At 73.7% G+C, this 18,329-nt stretch carries 17 protein-coding genes; 7 read left to right on the top strand and 10 right to left on the bottom strand.

Features of this window, described 5'->3' with window-relative positions:
- Positions 1-9: 9 nt before the first annotated feature.
- The 5 genes from ACIQGV_RS11785 to pdhA all read right to left on the bottom strand — a co-directional run bounded on the left by ACIQGV_RS11785 (position 10) and on the right by pdhA (position 6,017).
- Entirely contained in the window at positions 10-1,350 is a 1,341-nt protein-coding gene (locus tag ACIQGV_RS11785) for a molybdopterin molybdotransferase MoeA (protein WP_402493423.1), read from the bottom strand.
- Entirely contained in the window at positions 1,347-2,246 is a 900-nt protein-coding gene (locus tag ACIQGV_RS11780) for an NTP transferase domain-containing protein (protein WP_402493421.1), read from the bottom strand. Before ACIQGV_RS11780 ends, ACIQGV_RS11785 begins: the two co-directional genes overlap by 4 nt.
- A gap of 92 nt (positions 2,247-2,338) precedes the next feature.
- Positions 2,339-3,874: a dihydrolipoamide acetyltransferase family protein gene (locus ACIQGV_RS11775; protein ID WP_402493419.1), complete on the bottom strand. Its 1,536-nt coding sequence runs from the start codon at positions 3,872-3,874 to the stop codon at positions 2,339-2,341.
- Entirely contained in the window at positions 3,874-4,878 is a 1,005-nt protein-coding gene (locus ACIQGV_RS11770; protein WP_402493417.1) for an alpha-ketoacid dehydrogenase subunit beta, read from the bottom strand. Before ACIQGV_RS11770 ends, ACIQGV_RS11775 begins: the two co-directional genes overlap by 1 nt.
- Positions 4,875-6,017 (bottom strand): pyruvate dehydrogenase (acetyl-transferring) E1 component subunit alpha, encoded by a 1,143-nt coding sequence (gene pdhA / locus ACIQGV_RS11765; protein WP_402493415.1) that lies wholly within the window; start codon positions 6,015-6,017, stop codon positions 4,875-4,877. The genes ACIQGV_RS11770 and pdhA overlap by 4 nt, the downstream gene beginning before the upstream one ends.
- A gap of 188 nt (positions 6,018-6,205) precedes the next feature.
- Between pdhA and ACIQGV_RS11760 the strand changes: the two genes are divergently transcribed.
- Positions 6,206-6,691, top strand: coding sequence for an Lrp/AsnC family transcriptional regulator (locus ACIQGV_RS11760; RefSeq protein WP_402494107.1), 486 nt, complete (start codon positions 6,206-6,208; stop codon positions 6,689-6,691).
- Positions 6,692-6,823: 132 nt separating this feature from the next.
- Here ACIQGV_RS11760 and ACIQGV_RS11755 read toward each other — a convergent pair whose 3' ends face one another.
- Positions 6,824-7,414: a TetR/AcrR family transcriptional regulator gene (locus ACIQGV_RS11755; RefSeq protein WP_402493413.1), complete on the bottom strand. Its 591-nt coding sequence runs from the start codon at positions 7,412-7,414 to the stop codon at positions 6,824-6,826.
- On the bottom strand, positions 7,411-8,928 hold the full coding sequence (locus ACIQGV_RS11750; RefSeq protein WP_402493411.1) for a 3-hydroxyacyl-CoA dehydrogenase: 1,518 nt from the start codon (positions 8,926-8,928) through the stop codon (positions 7,411-7,413). Before ACIQGV_RS11750 ends, ACIQGV_RS11755 begins: the two co-directional genes overlap by 4 nt.
- 159 nt (positions 8,929-9,087) lie before the next feature.
- On the opposite strand from ACIQGV_RS11750, the gene paaN reads away from it, so the two are divergent.
- Positions 9,088-10,779 (top strand): phenylacetic acid degradation protein PaaN, encoded by a 1,692-nt coding sequence (paaN, locus tag ACIQGV_RS11745; RefSeq protein WP_402493409.1) that lies wholly within the window; start codon positions 9,088-9,090, stop codon positions 10,777-10,779.
- Here the strand turns inward: paaN and ACIQGV_RS11740 are convergent.
- From ACIQGV_RS11740 to ACIQGV_RS11730, 3 genes are read right to left on the bottom strand one after another with little or no spacing between them, the layout of a single operon-like run.
- The gene (locus ACIQGV_RS11740) at positions 10,776-11,549 is read right to left on the bottom strand and encodes a TrmH family RNA methyltransferase (RefSeq protein WP_402493407.1); all 774 of its coding nucleotides are present in this window, start codon (positions 11,547-11,549) and stop codon (positions 10,776-10,778) included. The genes paaN and ACIQGV_RS11740 overlap by 4 nt on opposite strands.
- A 10-nt stretch (positions 11,550-11,559) precedes the next feature.
- Entirely contained in the window at positions 11,560-12,861 is a 1,302-nt protein-coding gene (locus tag ACIQGV_RS11735; protein ID WP_402493405.1) for an HTTM domain-containing protein, read from the bottom strand.
- Positions 12,858-13,616 (bottom strand): DUF5819 family protein, encoded by a 759-nt coding sequence (locus ACIQGV_RS11730; RefSeq protein WP_402493404.1) that lies wholly within the window; start codon positions 13,614-13,616, stop codon positions 12,858-12,860. The genes ACIQGV_RS11735 and ACIQGV_RS11730 overlap by 4 nt, the downstream gene beginning before the upstream one ends.
- Positions 13,617-14,697: 1,081 nt before the next feature.
- Between ACIQGV_RS11730 and paaA the strand changes: the two genes are divergently transcribed.
- From paaA to ACIQGV_RS11705, 5 genes are read left to right on the top strand one after another with little or no spacing between them, the layout of a single operon-like run.
- Positions 14,698-15,717: a 1,2-phenylacetyl-CoA epoxidase subunit PaaA gene (paaA, locus tag ACIQGV_RS11725; protein ID WP_402493402.1), complete on the top strand. Its 1,020-nt coding sequence runs from the start codon at positions 14,698-14,700 to the stop codon at positions 15,715-15,717.
- Positions 15,714-16,001, top strand: a complete 288-nt coding sequence (gene paaB, locus ACIQGV_RS11720) for a 1,2-phenylacetyl-CoA epoxidase subunit PaaB (RefSeq protein ID WP_402493400.1) — start codon at positions 15,714-15,716, stop codon at positions 15,999-16,001. The genes paaA and paaB overlap by 4 nt, the downstream gene beginning before the upstream one ends.
- Complete coding sequence (paaC, locus tag ACIQGV_RS11715) at positions 15,998-16,732, top strand: 1,2-phenylacetyl-CoA epoxidase subunit PaaC (protein ID WP_402493398.1); 735 nt, start codon at positions 15,998-16,000, stop codon at positions 16,730-16,732. The genes paaB and paaC overlap by 4 nt, the downstream gene beginning before the upstream one ends.
- Positions 16,726-17,262: a 1,2-phenylacetyl-CoA epoxidase subunit PaaD gene (paaD, locus tag ACIQGV_RS11710; protein ID WP_402493396.1), complete on the top strand. Its 537-nt coding sequence runs from the start codon at positions 16,726-16,728 to the stop codon at positions 17,260-17,262. Before paaC ends, paaD begins: the two co-directional genes overlap by 7 nt.
- Positions 17,262-18,326 (top strand): 2Fe-2S iron-sulfur cluster-binding protein, encoded by a 1,065-nt coding sequence (locus ACIQGV_RS11705; protein ID WP_402493394.1) that lies wholly within the window; start codon positions 17,262-17,264, stop codon positions 18,324-18,326. Before paaD ends, ACIQGV_RS11705 begins: the two co-directional genes overlap by 1 nt.
- Positions 18,327-18,329: the final 3 nt, after the last annotated feature.

Here is an 18,329-nt window from a genome sequence, read left to right as displayed (position 1 = left end):
AACCCTGTTTCACGTGAAACAGGCACCGCTCCCGGCCGACGTCCAGGGCAGTTCGATCAGCTCCGCGTCCTGCCCCTTGACTGCCCCGCCGGGCGGTACGACGGCCAGGGCGTCGGCCGCCGCGACACCGCGCAGCATCGCCGGGCCGTTGTAGTGCAGCGGCATCGCGTGGCCGGTGCGCACGGCGACGGGGACCAGCCGGGTGTCGTGCGGATGCCCCTGCACCGCGTCCCGCAGCGGCAGCCCGTACGGCTCCGGGACAGGGCGGGCGGCGAGCGTGCGCAGCAGCGGCTCGGCCAGGGTGAGCAGGCCGGAGACGGCCGCGAGGGGGTTGCCGGGCAGACCGACGAGGTACTGGTCCTCCTTGGTGCGGGCCAGCAGCATCGGATGACCGGGGCGCACCTTCACCCCGTCGACCAGGAGTTCCGCACCGATGCGGCGCAGGGTGGGATGGACGTGGTCGACGGGTCCCGCCGCGGTGCCGCCGGTGGTGACCACCAGGTCGGCGTCACTTCCGCTCACGGCCTTGTACAGGGCCTCGGCGTCGTCACCCAGCCGTCGCACGGCGACGACCTCGGCGCCCAGTGCACGCAGCCAGGGCGGCAGCATCGGGCCGAGCGCGTCCCGGATCAGACCGCCGTGCGGCAGGCCCTCGGTGAGCAGTTCGTCACCCAGGACGAGCACCTCGACGCGCGGGCGCGGGACGACGGCGAGCGTGTCGTAGCCGGCTGCCGCGGCCAGCCCGAGGACGGCCGGGGTCACCAGGGTCGCCGGGGGCAGGAGGTGGTCCCCGCTGCGGCACTCCTGGCCGCGCGGGCGGATGTCCTGGCCGTGGGCGACATCACGGAGCGGATGCAGACGGCCCTTGTCGTCGGTGCGGCCGTGCTCGCTGCGCAGTACGGCGGTGGTGTCCGGGGGGATCCGGGCTCCGGTGGCGATCCGGGCGGCCTCTCCGTCGTCGAGCCGGACGGACTCGCCGTGTCCGGCCAGCACGCCCTCGTCCCGCACCCTCCACGGGCCCGGTCCGGCGACCGCCCAGCCGTCCATGGCGGACGTGTCGAACGAGGGCAGGTCGGTCCGGGCGGTCAGCGGCTCGGCCAGGACGAGGCCGAGAGCCGCGTCGAGGGACACCGCGACGGGCGGGCGGCGCCGGGCCCCGCGGCTCGCGCGGGCGGCGATCGCACGGGCCTCGGGCCAGGGCGTGGCGTGATGCCGTTCCGCCGCACGCGGCGCGGCCCCGGCGGACGGCTGCGGCACGGCGGTCTCGGTGCCGGCCGGCCGCTTCACCAGGGCGAGGGCCTCCTCGACGTCGAGGTCGTCGGCGTCCCGTCCCAGGCCCCGGGCGGTCATCCGGCGTCCGGGCTCGTGCCGGGGGCGGCGTCGGGCTTCGCGTCGCCGGTGTCCTCCTGGGCCCAGCGCTGCGCCAGGGCGGCGGCCCTGCGGCATGCCTCGGCGACCGCCTCGGGACCGCCTTCGGCGCGGGCGGCGGCATAGCCGACCAGGAAGGTCGTCAGGGGCGCGGCGGGCCGGGCCACTCCGTGCGCGGCGTCCCGGGCCAGGTCGAGCAGGGCGCCGGTGTCGACGTCCAGGTCGATGCCCAGCTCGTCCTTGACTGCGGAGATCCATTCATCCAACACGTGCTCATGCTCCCTGATGCGTGCTCGGGCGATGGCGATGTCGTCCCAGGTGTCGCAGTCGAAGGCCGCGACGGGGTCGGTGAGGCGGGTGAGAACGAGTCCCCCGGTGAGCCGGCGCAGCGGAAGACCGGTCAGGGAGCCGTGCTCGGCGGTGAGTGCGGTCAGTCCGCGCCGCAGGGCGGCCGCCCGGTAGGCCGCCACGAGCGGCTGGTCGCGTCCGTCGGCGTCGGTGAGCAGCACCCCGTCGGCGGTGTCCGCGCGCAGGGCGGCCAGCAGCCGCCGGACCGTGCCCTCCCGCAGGAAGGGCAGGTCGGCGGAGAGCACGATCACATGGGGCGCGCCGCTGTGGCGCAGTCCGGCGTCCAGCGCGGCCAGCGGTCCCCCGCCGGCGGGTTCCTCGCGTGTCCAGCGCACGGCCCGGGCCGTGGGGCGCGGATCGGCGACGACGACGGTGGTGCGGGCGTCGGCGCAGGCGGCCAGCACCCGGTCGAGCAGGGCCCGTCCGCCCACGCGCACGCCGGGCTTGTCGGTGCCGCCGAGCCGCCGCGCGGCACCACCGGCCAGCACGACGGCGTCGTACCCGGGCTCGGCAGGCGCGTTCTCGGTCACCTCCTGAGTATGCGGCCCTGCGCGGTGCGCGAGAACGGCGGAGCCCTGCCGGAACACGCCCGGCAGGGCTCCGTCTCGTGTGCCGCGGTCGCTCAGAGCGTGCGCAGCAGCACCGCCGGCTGTTCGACGCAGTCCGCCACGTACCGCAGGAAGCCGCCCGCGGTGCCTCCGTCGCACACCCGGTGGTCGAAGGTGAGCGAGAGCTGCACCACCTGCCGCACGGCCAGCTCGCCCTCGTGCACCCACGGCTTGGGCACGATGCGGCCCACACCGAGCATGGCGGCCTCGGGGTGGTTGATGATCGGAGTGGATCCGTCGACGCCGAACACGCCGTAGTTGTTCAGCGTGAAGGTGCCGCCGGTCAGGTCCGCGGGCGTGAGCGCGCCGGTCCGGGACGCCTCGGTGAGCCGTGCGAACTCGGCGGTCAGTCCCTCGGCGTCGCGCGCGTGGGCGTCACGCACCACGGGCACGACCAGACCGCGGTCGGTCTGGGCGGCGAAGCCGAGGTGGACCTGGTCGAACCGGACGATCTCGCGGGCCTCCAGGTCGACCGTGGAGTTGAGCTCGGGGAACCGGGCGAGCGCGGCCGTGCAGATCCGGGCCAGCAGGGCGAGCAGGGAGATCTTCGGCCCGCCGGCCGCGTTCATGGCGGTGCGTGCCCGCATGAGCTCCGTGGCGTCGGCGTCCACCCAGCAGGTCGCGTCCGGGATCTCGCGCCGGCTGCGCGAGAGCTTGTCGGCGACCGCGCCGCGGATGCCCTTGAGGGGGACGCGCACCTCGCCGTGGACGGCGGCGGAGGAACGGATCGGTGCCGAAGGAGCGCTCGCCGGGGCCGAGAGCGGGGCCGTGGCGGGCGCGGAGGCCACACGCGGGTGGGGCTCGGTCACCGGCCGGCCGGGCCGGGCCTGCACGGCGGCCGCCCGCAGCGCGTACTCCACGTCCGCCCGCATGATCAGACCCTCGGGGCCGGAGCCCGTCAGCTCCCGCAGATCGAGGTTGTTCTCGCGGGCGAGGCGGCGCACGAGCGGCGAGATCACGGGCAGCGGGCCCTCGCCGGGCGCGGCCGGGGCCGTGGGAGCGGCGTTCGCGAAGGTCCCGGAGGGCGCGGTCGCGGCGGCCGTCGAGGCCACCGGGACGACCGGGCGGCGGACCCTGCGGCGTCGCTCCAAAGGCGCGCTCGTGCCGTAGCCCACGAGGACGTTGCCCGACCCCTCGCCCGAGCCGGGACCCGAGCCGGAGCCGTTGCCGGAGCGCGGGCCCGCCGTGGAGCCGGTGCCCGGACCCGAGCCGGTGCCCCGGGTCGTGTCCGCGGCCGGACCGGCACCCGCCGGCCGCTCACCCGCGGCCCCGTCCGGCCCGCCGGCCAGGGCGTCGGAGGCGTCCGCGCCGACGGCGACCGTCAGCAGCGGCGCCCCGACGGGCAGTTCGGTGCCCTCCTCGCCGAAGCGGGCGGTGACCACACCGCCGTAGGGGCAGGGCACCTCGACCATCGCCTTGGCCGTCTCGACCTCGACGACCGGCTGGTCGATGGCGACGACGTCACCGACCTCCACCAGCCAGCGGACGATCTCCGCCTCGGTGAGCCCCTCCCCGAGGTCGGGGAGCTTGAACTCCAGCACCTGTGCCATCAGCTCTCGGCCTCCCATTGCAGACGCGCCACGGCGTCCAGGATCCGGTCGACGCCGGGCAGGTGGTGCTTCTCCAGCATCGGCGGCGGATAGGGGATGTCGAACCCGGCCACCCGCAGCACCGGCGCCTCCAGATGGTGGAAGCAGCGCTCCGTGACCCGGGCCGCGATCTCCCCTCCCGGTCCGCCGAACCCGCCCGACTCGTGCACGACGACCGCCCGTCCGGTCCGCCGCACCGAGGCGCAGACCGTCTCGTCGTCGAACGGCACCAGCGAGCGCAGGTCGACGACTTCGAGGTCCCACCCCTCGGCCTGTGCCGCCTCGGCGGCTTCGAGGCAGACGGGCACGGACGGACCGTACGTGATGAGTGTGGCGCTCCGGCCCGGGCGCCGCACCACCGCGCGGCCTATCGGCTCAACGCTCTGCGGCTCCTGCGGGTTCCAGGAGTCCTTCGACCAGTACAGCCGCTTGGGCTCCAGGAAGACGACCGGGTCGTCGGAGGCGATGGACGCGCGCAGCAGGCCGTAGGCGTCGGCGACGGTGGCGGGCGTGACGACATGGAGCCCCGGAGTCGCCATGTAGTACGCCTCGGAGGAGTCGCTGTGGTGCTCGACCCCGCCGATGCCGCCGCCGTAGGGGACGCGGATGGTGATCGGGAGCGGCATCCGGCCGCGGGTGCGGTTGCGCATGCGGGCGACGTGCGAGATGAGCTGCTCGAACGCCGGGTAGGCGAAGGCGTCGAACTGCATCTCCACGACCGGGCGCAGGCCGTACATCGCCATGCCGACGGCCGTGCCGAGGATGCCGGCCTCGGCCAGCGGGGTGTCGGTGCAGCGGTCCTCGCCGAACTCCTTGGCCAGGCCGTCGGTGACGCGGAAGACACCGCCGAGGGTGCCGACGTCCTCGCCCATGACGTGCACGGACGGGTCGGCGGCCATGGCGTCGCGCATCGCGCGCGTGAGGGCCTGCGCCATGGTGGCGGGCTTCACCGCGACGGTGGTCATGGCTGCGCACCTTCCTGGGCCTGTGCGGCCTCGAACTCGGCCTGCAGCTGCTCCCGCTGCTCGCGCAGCTGGGGGGTGGGTTCGGCGTAGACGTGGGAGAACAGGTCCATCGGGTCGAGCACCGGGTCCTGGTTCATGCGCTCGCGCAGGGCGGCGGCCATGGTCTCGGCGTCCTCGCGGGCGGCCTGGACCGCCTGCTCGTCGAGCAGGCCGCGCGCGGTGAGCTCCCGTTCGAGAAGCAGGATCGGGTCGTGGTCGCGCCATGCCTCGACCTCCGCGTCACCGCGGTAGCGGGTGGCGTCGTCGGCGTTGGTGTGGGCGTCGATCCGGTAGGTCACCGCCTCCACGAGGGTCGGGCCGCCGCCCGCGCGCGCGTGGCGCACGGCGTCGCTGAGGACCTCGTGGACCGCGGCGACGTCGTTGCCGTCGACCAGGCGGCCCGGCATGCCGTACCCGACGGCCTTGTGGGCCAGGGAGGGAGCCGCGGTCTGCTTGGCGAGCGGGACGGAGATGGCGAAGCCGTTGTTCTGGACGAGGAAGACGACCGGGGCCTGCCACACGGCGGCGAAGTTCAGCGCCTCGTGGAAGTCGCCCTCGCTGGTGCCGCCGTCGCCGACCATGGCGAGCGCCACGACGTCGTCGCCCTTGAGGCGGGCGGCGTGGGCGAGGCCGACGGCGTGCGGGAGCTGGGTGGCGAGCGGGGTGCACAGGGGGGCCACACGGTGCTCGTGCGGGTCGTAACCGGTGTGCCAGTCGCCGCGCAGCAGGGTGAGCGCGTCGACGGGATCCACGCCCCGGGCGACCGCCGCGAGGGTGTCGCGGTAGCTGGGGAAGAGCCAGTCGCGGTCCTCCAGGGCGAGCGCGGCGGCGACCTCGCACGCCTCCTGGCCGGTGCTGGAGGGGTAGACGGCGAGCCGGCCCTGCTTGGTGAGCGCGGTGGCCTGGACGTTGTAGCGGCGGCCGCGCACCAGCTGCGCGTAGAGCCGGCGCAGCAGCTGCGGGTCGGCCTTGGCGGCAGCCTCGGTGCCGAGGACGCGGTAGGGCTCCGGGTCGGGCAGCAACGGCGCGGGGTCGGTGCGGGGCTGCCAGGCGGGCGGCGGCGACGGCCGATACCCGTCCCGCTGCTCCATGACCGTCATGACGGCACCTCCTCGTGGGAGCGGCTAGGAGGCGCAGCTCCTGTGATGCGCCTCACCTACCGATTGTTCGGTCGCCGGCACATTTTGGCTACAGGCGGCACCAGGCTGTGGACAAACGGTTCTCCACAGCCTGAGATGGATGCAGTACGTCCACGGCAGGGAAGCGGGGGGACATGGCACCTGAACAAATGGCCGAGGGACCGGAGGCCGGTGCCGCGTCATCGGCGCCGCGTCCGCTGGACGCCATAGATCAGGACATCCTGCGCATGCTCCAGGCCGACGGACGCGCCTCCGTCCGGTCCGTGGCCGAGCGGGTCCATGTCTCGCGGGCCAACGCCTACGCCCGCATCAACCGTCTCGTCGAGGACGGTGTGATCCGGGGCTTCGGGGCGCGCGTCCACCATGAGCGCGCGGGCCAGGGCACGTCGGCGTACATCACCCTGAAGATCGTCCAGAACTCCTGGCGCACCGTGCGCGAGCAGCTGCGCCGGCTGCCCGGTGCCGCCCACATCGCCCTGGTGGGCGGCGACTTCGACGTCCTGCTGCTGGTGCACGTCTCCGACAACCGGGCCCTGCGCGAACTGGTGCTCACCCGCCTCCAGGCCATCCCGGAGGTCCTCAGCAGCCGCACGCTGCTGGTGTTCGAGGAGGAGGACCTGGAGCCGCAGGGATAGCGCGAGCGCCGGGCCGGCCGGTCCCCCGCCGGTCCCGGTCCGCCGCCGGTGTCAGCCGGTCCCGGTCCGCCGCCGGTGTCAGCCGGTCCCGGTCCGCCGCCGGTGTCAGCCGGTCCCGGTCCGCCGCCGGTGTCAGCCGGTCCCGCCCAGGCCCCCGAAGACCAGCCGGGCCACCGCCTCGCCCACTTCGCGCTCGCTCATGCCGCGGCCGTCGGGGCGGTACCACTCGACGATCGAGTTGATCATCCCGAAGACCAGCCGGGTGGCGAGCCGCACCTCCACGTCACCGCGCACGTCCCCGTCCGCGGCGGCCGCCTTCAGCAGCTCGGCGACCCGGTGGTCGAACTCGCGCCGCCGTTCCAGCGCCCAGCGCTCGGTGGCGGTGTTGCCGCGCACCCGCAGCAGCAGCGTCACGTACGGCAGTTCGGCGATGAGCACCTCGACCATGCGCCGTACGACGTACCGCAGCCGGTCGGCGGCACGCCCCCCGCGCGCGTGCTCCTCCTCCAGGATCCCGAAGAGCCCGTCCAGCGCCCGGCTCACCGCGCGGCGCAGCAGCTCCTCCTTGCCTGCGACATGGTGGTAGATCGACGACTTGGAGATGCCGGCCGCCTTGGACAGGTGCTCCATGGACGTGCCGTCGTAGCCGCGTTCGTTGAAGACCTGGACGGCGACCGACAGCAGCGTCTCGGGGGTGTACGTGTCGCGCTTGGCGGTGGTCATGAGGTGCTCCCCTCCCGCTTGCCGGAGGCGTACGCGTGGCGGTACAGCGCGAGGGAGGGCGCGTAGCGGCCGGAGGGGTCCCGCAGATGCAGGTCGTCCAGCAGGGCGTACGCCCAGTTCCGGCCGAGCCGGCGGCTCCACTCGAAGGGGCCGAGGGGGTAGTTGACGCCCAGCCGCATCGCGGTGTCGACGTCCTCCTCGGTGGCCACGCCCTTGGCGACGGCGTCGTGCGCGAGGTCCACGATCCGGGCGACCGTACGGGCGACGATCATGCCGGGCACGTCCCCGATGACACTGACCTTCTTGCCGAGCGCCTGGAACAGGCCGATGGCCTCGGTGAGGGTCTGTGCGGAGGTGTCCTGGGAGGCGGACAGGGCGATCCGGCCGGCCCGGCGGTAGTCCAGGGCGAGGTCGAAGTAGACGACGTCACGGAACTCCACCGAGGTCTGGCCGTCGGCGAGCGCCAGCTGGCCTCCGCCGGGCAGCACCAGACGGGTGCCGTGATCCTCTTCCTCCTCGCGCACCTGGATGCCCGCCTCGCGGATCAGCGCGAGCAGCTCGGAGGCGGGGCCCAGATCGCCCTCCGCGACGACGTAGGCGGGCGGCCGGGCCTCCTCCGCGGTGTGCGGCTCGGGACGCTCGGCGTCCTCGGCGTGGTCGTACCAGCCGTGCCCGCTCTTGCGGCCGAGGCGGCCGGACTCCACCAGACGCCGCTGGGACAGCGAGGGCGTGAAGCGCACGTCCTGGAAGAAGGACTGCCACACGGAGTGGGTGACGGACTCGTTGACGTCCTGTCCGATCAGGTCGGTCAGCTCGAACGCGCCCATGCGGAAACCGCCCGACTCGCGCAGCACGGCGTCGATGGTGGCGGGGTCTGCGCCCTGTGCCTCGTAGACGGCGAACGCCTCGGCGTAGAAGGGCCGGGCGATGCGGTTGACGATGAAGCCGGGGGTGTCGGCGCAGGCGACCGGGGTCTTGCCCCAGGCGCGGGCGGTCTCGTACGCGCGCGTGGCCGAGGAGACGTCGGTGGCGAACCCGGAGACGACCTCGACCAGCGGCAGCAGCGGTGCGGGGTTGAAGAAGTGCAGGCCCACGAAACGGCCGGGGTTGCGCAGGGCGCCGCCGATGGCGGTGACGGACAGGGACGAGGTGTTGGTCGCGAGCAGGCAGTCGTCGGAGACGACGTCCTCCAGCGCGCGGAACAGCTCCTGCTTGACGTCGAGCCGTTCCAGGACCGCCTCGACGACCAGCGTGCAGTCGGCGAGGCCGGTGAGGTCCTCGACGGGCTCCAGACGGGCGCGGGCGGCGTCCCGGGCGGCGGCGGCGAGCCGGTCCTTCTCGACGAGCCGGTCCAGCCGGGCGCCGATCGCGCCCGCCGCGTCCCGGGCCCGTCCGGGCGCGGTGTCGTACAGGCGTACGGGATGGCCGGCGAGAAGCGCGACCTGGGCGATGCCCTGGCCCATGGTGCCGGTGCCGACGACTGCCACGGGGCTGCTGAGGTCGAGTGCTGTCATGGACGCGATCCTCCCGCACGGGGTTTTCCACAGATGCGGCGGACCCCCTTGAACCGACCGATCGTTCGGTTACTCTAACTCTGACTGCCTGAACCTGCCCATGTTTCTGTCAGGCCGACGAGCTCAAGGAAGAGCTCAGAGACTAGGAGTTGGTCCCGCATGGCCGCCGAACTCACCGCGCACGAGCTGATCGCCCGCCACCGGCCCGCCCTCGACCAGGCGCTGGAGGCGATCCGCACCCGCGCGTACTGGTCCCCGCACCCCGAGCACCCCAAGGCGTACGGCGAGAACGGCAGCCTGGACGCGGCCGCGGGCAAGGCCGCCTTCGACGCCCTCCTCGGCAGCCGCCTCGACCTCGGCCAGCCCGGCACCGACGACTGGGTGGGCGGCGAGGTCTCCCCGTACGGCATCGAGCTGGGTGTCAGCTATCCGCACGCCGACGTCGACGTCCTGCTGGCCGCCATGAAGGCCGGACAGCGCGCCTGGCGGGACGCGGGCGCGGAGCTGCGGGCCGTGGTCTGCATGGAGATCCTCAAGCGGATCAGCGACCGGACGCACGAGTTCGCGCACGCGGTCATGCACACCTCCGGCCAGGCGTTCATGATGGCGTTCCAGGCGGGCGGCCCCCACGCGCAGGACCGCGGCCTGGAGGCCGTGACGTACGCGTACGCGGAGCAGGCGCGCACCCCCGACACCGCCGAGTGGACCAAGCCCCAGGGCAAGCGCGACCCGCTCGCGCTCACCAAGCAGTTCACACCCGTCCCGCGCGGCATCGGCCTGGTCATCGGCTGCAACACCTTCCCGACGTGGAACGGCTACCCGGGCCTGTTCGCGTCCCTCGCCACCGGCAACGCCGTCCTGGTCAAGCCCCACCCGCGCGCGGTGCTGCCGCTCGCCCTGACCGTGCAGGTCGCGCGCGAGGTCCTCGCGGAGGCGGGCTTCGACGCGAACCTCGTGGCCCTGGCCGCCGAGCGCCCCGGCGAGGGCGTCGCCAAGGCCCTCGCCACCCGCCCCGAGATCCGGGTCATCGACTACACCGGCTCCACGGCCTTCGGCGACTGGCTGGAGACCCACGCCCGCCAGGCGCAGGTCTACACCGAGAAGGCCGGCGTCAACACGGTCGTCGTGGACTCCACGGACGACTACAAGGGCATGCTGTCCAACCTGGCGTTCTCGCTGTCGCTGTACAGCGGCCAGATGTGCACCACCCCGCAGAACCTGCTGATCCCCCGCGACGGCATCCGCACCGACGAGGGCCCGAAGTCCTACGACGAGGTCACCGCCGACCTCGCCCGCGCGGTGGACGGCCTGCTCGGCGACGACGCCCGCGCGAACGCGCTGCTGGGCGCGGTCGTCAACCCGGACGTCAAGGCCCGTCTGGAGGCCGCCGCCGGGCTCGGCGAGGTCGCGCTGGCCTCGCGCGAGGTCGCCAACCCGGAGTTCCCGGGCGCGGTCGTGCGCACGCCGGTGATCGTGAAGCTGGACGGCGCCAAGCCGGACGACGAGGCCGCCTACATGAGCGAGTGCTTCGGGCCGGTCTCCTTCGCCGTCGCGGTCGACTCCGCCGCCGACGCGGTGGAGCTGCTGCGGCGCACCGTGCGCGAGAAGGGCGCGATGACGGTCGGCGCCTACACCACCGACTCCGAGGTCGAGCAGGCCGTGCAGGAGGTGTGCCTGGAGGAGGCCGCCCAGCTGTCCCTGAACCTCACCGGCGGGGTGTACGTCAACCAGACCGCCGCCTTCTCCGACTTCCACGGCTCCGGCGGCAACCCGGCGGCCAACGCCGCCCTGTGCGACGGGGCGTTCGTGGCCGGCCGGTTCCGCGTCATCGAGGTCCGCAGGCCGGCCTAGAGCCTGTCGTGGGCGCCGCCCAGGCTCCAGTGGTACAGCGTCATGGCCACGCTGGTCGCGAGGTTGTAGCTGGAGACCTGGGGGCGCATCGGCAGCGCCACCAGGTGGTCGGCCCGCGCGCGCAGCCCGGCCGACAGCCCGGTGCGCTCGGAGCCGAAGGCGAGGACGGCGTCGTCCGGGATCCGGACACCCCGGATGTCGTCGCCGTCCGGGTCGAGCGCGAACAGCGGCCCGGCGGGCAGCTCGGCCGGCTCCAGCCGCTCCACGGTGGTCGCGAAGTGCAGCCCCGCCCCGCCCCGCACCACCGTGGGATGCCAGGGGTCGAGCGTGCCGGTGGTGACCACACCGGTCGCCCCGAACCCGGCCGCCAGACGGATCACCGCGCCCGCGTTGCCGAGGTTGCGCGGGTTGTCGAGCACCACGACCGGGGCGGTGCGCGAGGCCCCGGCGAGCCGCGCCAGGCTGCTCCCGCGGGAGGGCCGCAGCGCGAGCGCGGCCACCGCCGTGGGGTGCGGCCGCGGCACCAGCGACGCGTACGTCGCCTGCGGCACCTCCGCCAGCAGCGCCTGGAGCGCCGGGCGCACGTCGGGCGCCAGTTCGTCGGCCAGGGCGAGCGCGGCGTCCCGGTCGGCGGTGACCGCGACCGGGACCTCGGCGCCGAAGCGCAGCGCGTGCTTGAGGGCGTGGAAGCCGTCGAGCAGGACGCAGGCGTCGGCACCTGCCGCCGCACGGCGCCAGACACCGACGGGGTCGTCCACGAGGTCGTTCATGCCGCGAAGCCTACGTGCGCGCGGAACCGGTGTGCTGCGTGTGCTCACGGGGCTCCGGGACCCGCGCCCCGGACGGCGCGGAGCGCTCCCGGCGCGGAAGCAGCCGTCCACGCGCGCGTGCCACGAGCGCGCCCAGCCGGCGCAGGAACGCGGTGGGCAGGAACACCGCGTCCGCCGCGATCATGGCCAGGGAGAAGAACGGCAGCCCCAGCACCACGGCGATCACGACATGCTCCGTGATCATTGCTGCGAGCAGGACGTTCTTGACCCGCCGGTTGAGCAGCGTGAACGGGAAGGCCACCTGCACGAGCACGGTCCCGTACGTCACGAGCATCACCAGGGTGCCGCTCGCGGACAGCAGGTCCCCGAGCGCCGGCCACGGCGAGAAGTAGTCGAGGTGCAGCGGGTAGTAGACGGCCGTGCCGTCCTGCCAGCGCGAACCCTGGATCTTGTACCAGCCGGCCGTGGCGTAGATCAGGCACGCCTCGACCATGATCACCAGCAGTGCGGCGTTGTGCAGGACGTTCGCCACCACATCGAGCAGGATGCGCGGCTGAGGGTTCCCGGCCCGGCGGCGGACCCACCACCACAGCCCCTGCGCCGCCCACGCGGCCCACAGCAGCGCCGGCACCATCCCGGGCCCGTTGACCGCCGACTCCGCGAACGTCCACGTCAGCCGCGCCACGCCCGTCTCGTCGGAATCGGTCGCCTTCAGCAGCCAGTCCTCGCCGAGCTTCGCGGCCAGGGTGGAGGCGAGGAGCACCAGCCCGGACAGGCCCCACAGCACCGGCCCGGCCCGGTCCGGCACCCGCTCGCCCCGCGCGTGTGCCGCCGCCCGGCGCCGCTCCCGGCGGGCGTCCAGCGACCACACCCGGCCGCAGCGGGTGAACACCAGGTAGATGCTCATCAGGTGCAGGACGTTGTCGCCGCCGTCGCCCACGAGGACGCTGCGGTTCTGGAGCGACAGCACACCGACCATGAACAGCACGGACATCGTCCGGGTGCGCCAGCCCAGCATCAGCAGGGCGGCGGAGAGGGCGGCAAGCAGGTACACCGACTCGAACCAGAACCGGCTGTCCGACCACATCAGCACGGTGAACGCGTGGTTGAGGCCGAGCAGCTGCTGCCCCAGCTCCCAGCTCCAGGGGCCGTCCGGGCCGTACAGCTCATGACGGTGGGGGAACTCGCGCAGCAGGAACAGCAGCCAGGTCGAGGCGAAGCCGATCCGGACGACGGCGGTCTGGTACGGGCCCAGGGCCCTCTCCGTGATCCGGGCGATGGCGCCGGAGACCGCGAAGGAGAAGCGGTTCATCCCTCGACCCCCTCGGCCTCGTCCCGGGACACCGTCCACCAGGGCAGCACCCGGTGCACCGGCTCCAGCGGCACCTTCTCCTCGCTCCACTCCGGCGGCGCCACGTTGGCGGTGCGCGAGCGCATCTGGAGCCGCTCGACGACCGCGCCCGGGCCGACCACGCCCGCCCGGTCCAGGCGCAGCACCCCGATACGGCGCAGATACGACTCGGCGAGCAGGCCGCGCATCCCGGACGCCCGGTTGTCGGCGTCGTGCGTGGCCAGGAAGAAGTCCCAGGCCCGGCGCAGCTCGTTCTGCTGCGTGTGGCTCGGCAGCGGGTTCCCGTCGATCGCCCGGCCGTCCTGGGCCGACAGATCCTGCCAGGCCGTGGTGCGCCGGCTGCCGTCGGGCGACCCGATCTGGGCACGCACCTGCACGGTGATGTTCTGCTGGAGCGGGTTGGGCGCGAACAGCTTCCAGTTCTGCTCGAACTCCGGGTACACCCATTCGTCGATCGTCTTCGCATGCCGCTTCGAAACCGTGTTCGACGGGGCGACGTGCAGAAACACCATGCCGACGTGGACGCAGACGGCGACCGCGACGACGGCGAGCGCCAGCGCCACTCCGACCTGATACCTGGGCGACAGGGCGGCGATCCCGGTACGGGCCCCCTCACGGGGGGAGGGGACGCCCAGGACGGGCGACCGAGGTGCGAAGAGAGGCAGGGAGACGCGCCGGACGGGCTCGGCGAGCACACCTTCCGGTCCGGCAGGCACACCCTCCGATCCGGCAGGCACACCCTCCGATCCGGCAGGCACACCCTCCGATCCGGCAGGCACACCCTCCGATCCGGCGAGCACACCCTCCGATCCGACAGGCACACCCTCCGATCCGGCAGGCACACCCTCCGATCCGGCAGGCCCGGCCCCGGCCTCCGGGACCTCCTCTCTCACGGAACCGGCCCCGGCGGCACCGGCCCCGGGCACGGCGGCCCCGGGCACGGCGTCCCTCTCCGCGGACCCGCCCCCGGAGACGGCATCCACGCCCCCGTCCACGGACTCACCGCCGGACACCGTGGCCGCCTCGCCACGGGGCGCGGCCCCGGGCACGGCACCCTCGCGCACAGACTCGACGCCGGCCCCGAGGCCCTCCGGAACAGCCCCGGCCCCGGCGCCCTCGGCCTCGCCCCTCTCGGCCCCGGCCCCGGCACGCTCCCGAGCAGCCTCGACCCCGGCTCCGGCTCCGGTGCCCTCGTCCGCAGCCCCGGCCCCGCTCTCGGCGCCTTCCCGCACAACCTTGCCCTCGGCCTGGGCGGCCCCGCCCACAGGCCCGGCCTCGGCCCTGGCAGGCTCCCGAGCGGCCTCGCCCCCGGGCCCGACCCCGGCTCCTGCGCCCTCGTCCGCAGCCCCGGCCCCCGGCTCCCGCGCGTCCCTCTGCCGAGGCGCGTCCGCAGGATCCGGCGGCGGCTCGCTCCGGGCGCCGGTGCACCCGTCGTCCGCGTCGTCTGGCCCCTGCGTGCAGTTCACGCCCCGATACCCCGATGTCCTAGTGCTTTCGATGTGCCGTCGACCCCGTCGGTCGCCCCGCCCGGTCGGTCCGGTCGGCCGGTCCGGTCGCCCCGGTCGGTCCGGCAAGCCGCCGACGGGCCCGCCGCTCGCACGCGGAACGGTACTCAGCCCCACCCGCCCGGCACAGCCCCTTCCGGCAGCCGCGGCCCCCCGAAGGCCGACGGGCCGAGCCGTGCCGGTCATCCACAACGGTTGACACCATACGGCGCCCGTCCCACCATGGAATCGCACGGACCGAACGATCGGTCGGGACAAGCTCACCGCAGAGCCCGTGGTCGAGGGGGACCTCATGGCTACAGCAGCCGCGCACCAGACGGCCCGCACACCGGCGCGCCCAGGCACGGACGACACCGACGCCGAGGCGTACCAGCGTGTGTTCGACGCCGCCGTGGAGGCCGACGAGCGCATCGAGCCGCGCGACTGGATGCCGGACGCCTACCGCGCGACCCTCGTACGCCAGATCGCGCAGCACGCGCACTCCGAGATCATCGGCATGCAGCCGGAGGCCAACTGGATCACCCGCGCGCCCTCGCTGCGCCGCAAGGCGATCCTGATGGCGAAGGTCCAGGACGAGGCGGGCCACGGGCTGTACCTGTACAGCGCCGCGGAGACCCTCGGCACCAGCCGCGACGAGCTGCTCGACAAGCTGCACAGCGGCCGCCAGAAGTACTCGTCGATCTTCAACTACCCCACCCTGACCTGGGCCGACGTCGGCGCGATCGGCTGGCTGGTGGACGGCGCCGCGATCACCAACCAGGTGCCGCTGTGCCGTTGCTCCTACGGACCGTACGCACGCGCGATGATCCGCGTCTGCAAGGAGGAGTCCTTCCACCAGCGCCAGGGGTACGAGCTGCTGCTGGCCCTGAGCAACGGCACTCCCGAGCAGCACGCGATGGCCCAGGACGCGGTGGACCGCTGGTGGTGGCCGTCGCTGATGATGTTCGGCCCGCCGGACGACGAGTCGCAGCACTCCGCCCAGTCGATGGAGTGGAAGATCAAGCGCCACTCGAACGACGAGCTGCGCCAGCGCTTCGTCGACATCTGCGTCCCCCAGGCCGAGTCCCTGGGTCTGACCCTGCCCGACCCGGACCTGAAGTGGAACGAGGAGCGGGGGCACCACGACTTCGGCGCGATCGACTGGACGGAGTTCTGGGACGTCCTCAAGGGCAACGGCCCGTGCAACGACCAGCGGATCAACCAGCGCAGGCGGGCCCACGAAGAGGGCGCCTGGGTACGCGAGGCGGCCGCCGCCTACGCGGCCAAGCACAGCACCAAGCACACCGGTGAGCGCGAGGAGGCGCACGCATGAGCACCACCGACTGGCCCCTGTGGGAGGTCTTCGTGCGCTCGCGCCGCGGCCTGTCCCACACCCACGCGGGCAGCCTGCACGCACCGGACGCGGAGTTCGCCCTGCGCAACGCCCGTGATCTGTACACCCGGCGCGGCGAAGGCGTCTCGATCTGGGTGGTGCCGTCCTCCGCGATCACCGCGTCCTCGCCGGACGAGAAGGACTCCTTCTTCGAGCCCAGCGCCGACAAGCCGTACCGGCACCCCACGTTCTACGACATCCCGGAGGGGGTGAAGCACCTGTGACCACGCCCGACACGACGACGACCGCCCCCGCCGCGGCGGCCCTCGCCCTCGGCGACGACGCCCTGGTGCTCTCCCACCGCCTCGGCGAGTGGGCCGGCCACGCCCCCGTCCTGGAGGAGGAGGTCGCCCTCGCCAACATCGCGCTGGACCTGCTCGGCCAGGCCCGTGTGCTGCTGTCGCTGGCCGGCGACGAGGACGAGCTGGCCTATCTGCGCGAGGAGCGCGCCTTCAGCAACCTCCAGCTGGTGGAACAGCCCAACGGGGACTTCGCCCACACGATCGCCCGCCAGCTGTACTTCTCCACCTACCAGCACCTGCTGTACGCGGAACTGGCCGCGGGGAACGGCCCGTTCGCGCCCCTCGCCGCGAAGGCGGTCAAGGAGGTCGCCTACCACCGCGACCACGCCGAGCAGTGGACCCTGCGCCTGGGCGACGGCACCGGCACCAGCCATGAACGCATGCAGCGTGCCTGCGAGGCGCTCTGGCGGTTCACCGGCGAGATGTTCCGTCCGGTGCCGGGGGTCGACGTGGACACCGAGGCGCTGGAGGCGGCCTGGCTCGACTCCGTGCACGAGGTGCTGCGGCGGGCCACCCTGACCGTCCCCGAGGGACCGCGCACCGGCGCCTGGGCGGCCGGAGCCGGCCGCGAGGGCCTGCACACCGAGTCGTTCGGCCGCATGCTCGCCGAGATGCAGCACCTGCACCGCAGCCACCCGGGGGCGTCATGGTGACCGTCACCCCGCTGGAGGCGGAGCTGCTCGCCGTCGCCGGTTCGGTGCCCGACCCCGAACTGCCGGTGCTCACCCTGGAGGAACTGGGCGTCCTGCGCGCGGTGCACGTGCACGGCGCGGACACGGTCGAGGTCGAACTGACCCCGACCTACACCGGATGCCCCGCGCTGGAGACGATGTCCGCGGACATCGAACGCGCCCTGCACGAGCACGGGGTGCGCGAGGTCACCGTCCGTACGGTGCTCTCGCCCGCCTGGTCCACGGACGACATATCGGCCGAAGGCCGCCGCAAACTGCGGGAGTTCGGCATCGCGCCCCCGCGTGTAAGCCACGACCACGAGCCGGTGGCCCTGACGCTCGGCCCGACCCGCACGGCCGTCCCCGCCACGGACCGGCCGGAGCCCGTGGCCTGCCCGCACTGCGGCTCCGCCGACACCGAGCTGCTCACCCGCTTCTCCTCCACGGCCTGCAAGGCCCTGCGCCGCTGCCTGTCCTGCCGTGAACCCTTCGACCACTTCAAGGAGTTGTGATGGCCCGCTTCCACACGCTCCCGGTGGCCGCGGTCGACCGGCTCACCGACGACTCCGTGGCCCTCACCCTCACCGTGCCGCCGGAACTGCGCGAGGCGTACCGCTACGCCCCCGGCCAGCACCTGGCGCTGCGACGACAGGCCGACGGCACCGAGCTCCGGCGGACGTACTCGATCTGCGCCCCCGCCCCCGAGCCCGGCGGCGACGGCCCCCGCACCCTGCGCGTCGGCGTACGCCTGGTGGACGGCGGCGCCTTCTCGACGTACGCGCTGAAAGAGGTGAACCCGGGCGACGAGCTGGAGGTCATGACCCCGGCCGGCCGCTTCACCCTCGACCCGGCCCCCGGGCTGTACGCGGCGGTCGTCGGCGGCAGCGGGATCACCCCGGTGCTCTCGATCGTCTCCACGCTGCTGGCACGCGAACCGGAAGCCCGGTTCTGCCTGATACGCAGCGACCGTACGACGGCGTCGACGATGTTCCTGGAGGAGGTCGCGGACCTCAAGGACCGCTACCCCGAGCGGTTGCAGCTGGTCACGGTCCTCTCCCGGGAGGAGCAGCAGGCCGGACTGCCCTCCGGACGGCTCGACCGGGAGCGGCTGACCGGGCTGCTGCCGTCGCTGCTCCCGGTGGCGGAGGTCGCGGGCTGGTTCCTGTGCGGGCCCTACGGTCTGGTGCAGGGCGCCGAGCAGGCCCTGAACGGCCTGGGCGTGCCCCGCACCCGGGTCCACGAGGAGATCTTCCACGTCGACGCGCAGGCGTCGGTCCGGGCCCGTACCGACGCCCCCGCGCACAGCAGCGTCACCGCCCGGCTCGACGGCCGCGGCGGCACCTGGCCGGTGCAGGACGGGGAGTCCCTGCTGGACACGGTGCTGCGCAACCGCCCCGACGCGCCGTACGCCTGCAAGGGCGGCGTCTGCGGCACCTGCCGGGCCTTCCTCGTCTCCGGCGAGATCCGCATGGACCGCAACTTCGCGCTGGAACCGGAGGAGACGGAGGCCGGCTACGTCCTGGCCTGCCAGTCCCACCCGGTGACGGAGAAGGTGGAACTGGACTTCGACCGCTGACCG

It is taken from the genome of Streptomyces sp. NPDC093094 (genome assembly GCF_044754345.1).
GTDB lineage: Bacteria > Actinomycetota > Actinomycetes > Streptomycetales > Streptomycetaceae > Streptomyces.
Note: the sequence above shows the minus strand (reverse complement) of the source record. Positions and strands in the feature narration are given on the sequence as shown.

Excerpts from the sequence above, each read along its gene's own strand:
- ACIQGV_RS11785 (WP_402493423.1), bottom strand. The coding sequence starts at position 1,350 with ATGACCGCCCGGGGCCTGGGACGGGACGCCGACGACCTCGACGTCGAG.
- ACIQGV_RS11775 (WP_402493419.1), bottom strand. The coding sequence starts at position 3,874 with ATGGCACAGGTGCTGGAGTTCAAGCTCCCCGACCTCGGGGAGGGGCTC.
- ACIQGV_RS11770 (WP_402493417.1), bottom strand. The coding sequence starts at position 4,878 with ATGACCACCGTCGCGGTGAAGCCCGCCACCATGGCGCAGGCCCTCACG.
- pdhA (WP_402493415.1), bottom strand. The coding sequence starts at position 6,017 with ATGACGGTCATGGAGCAGCGGGACGGGTATCGGCCGTCGCCGCCGCCC.
- ACIQGV_RS11760 (WP_402494107.1), top strand. The coding sequence starts at position 6,206 with ATGGCCGAGGGACCGGAGGCCGGTGCCGCGTCATCGGCGCCGCGTCCG.
- ACIQGV_RS11755 (WP_402493413.1), bottom strand. The coding sequence starts at position 7,414 with ATGACCACCGCCAAGCGCGACACGTACACCCCCGAGACGCTGCTGTCG.
- ACIQGV_RS11750 (WP_402493411.1), bottom strand. The coding sequence starts at position 8,928 with ATGACAGCACTCGACCTCAGCAGCCCCGTGGCAGTCGTCGGCACCGGC.
- paaN (WP_402493409.1), top strand. The coding sequence starts at position 9,088 with ATGGCCGCCGAACTCACCGCGCACGAGCTGATCGCCCGCCACCGGCCC.
- ACIQGV_RS11740 (WP_402493407.1), bottom strand. The coding sequence starts at position 11,549 with ATGAACGACCTCGTGGACGACCCCGTCGGTGTCTGGCGCCGTGCGGCG.
- ACIQGV_RS11735 (WP_402493405.1), bottom strand. The coding sequence starts at position 12,861 with ATGAACCGCTTCTCCTTCGCGGTCTCCGGCGCCATCGCCCGGATCACG.
- paaA (WP_402493402.1), top strand. The coding sequence starts at position 14,698 with ATGGCTACAGCAGCCGCGCACCAGACGGCCCGCACACCGGCGCGCCCA.
- paaB (WP_402493400.1), top strand. The coding sequence starts at position 15,714 with ATGAGCACCACCGACTGGCCCCTGTGGGAGGTCTTCGTGCGCTCGCGC.
- paaD (WP_402493396.1), top strand. The coding sequence starts at position 16,726 with ATGGTGACCGTCACCCCGCTGGAGGCGGAGCTGCTCGCCGTCGCCGGT.
- ACIQGV_RS11705 (WP_402493394.1), top strand. The coding sequence starts at position 17,262 with ATGGCCCGCTTCCACACGCTCCCGGTGGCCGCGGTCGACCGGCTCACC.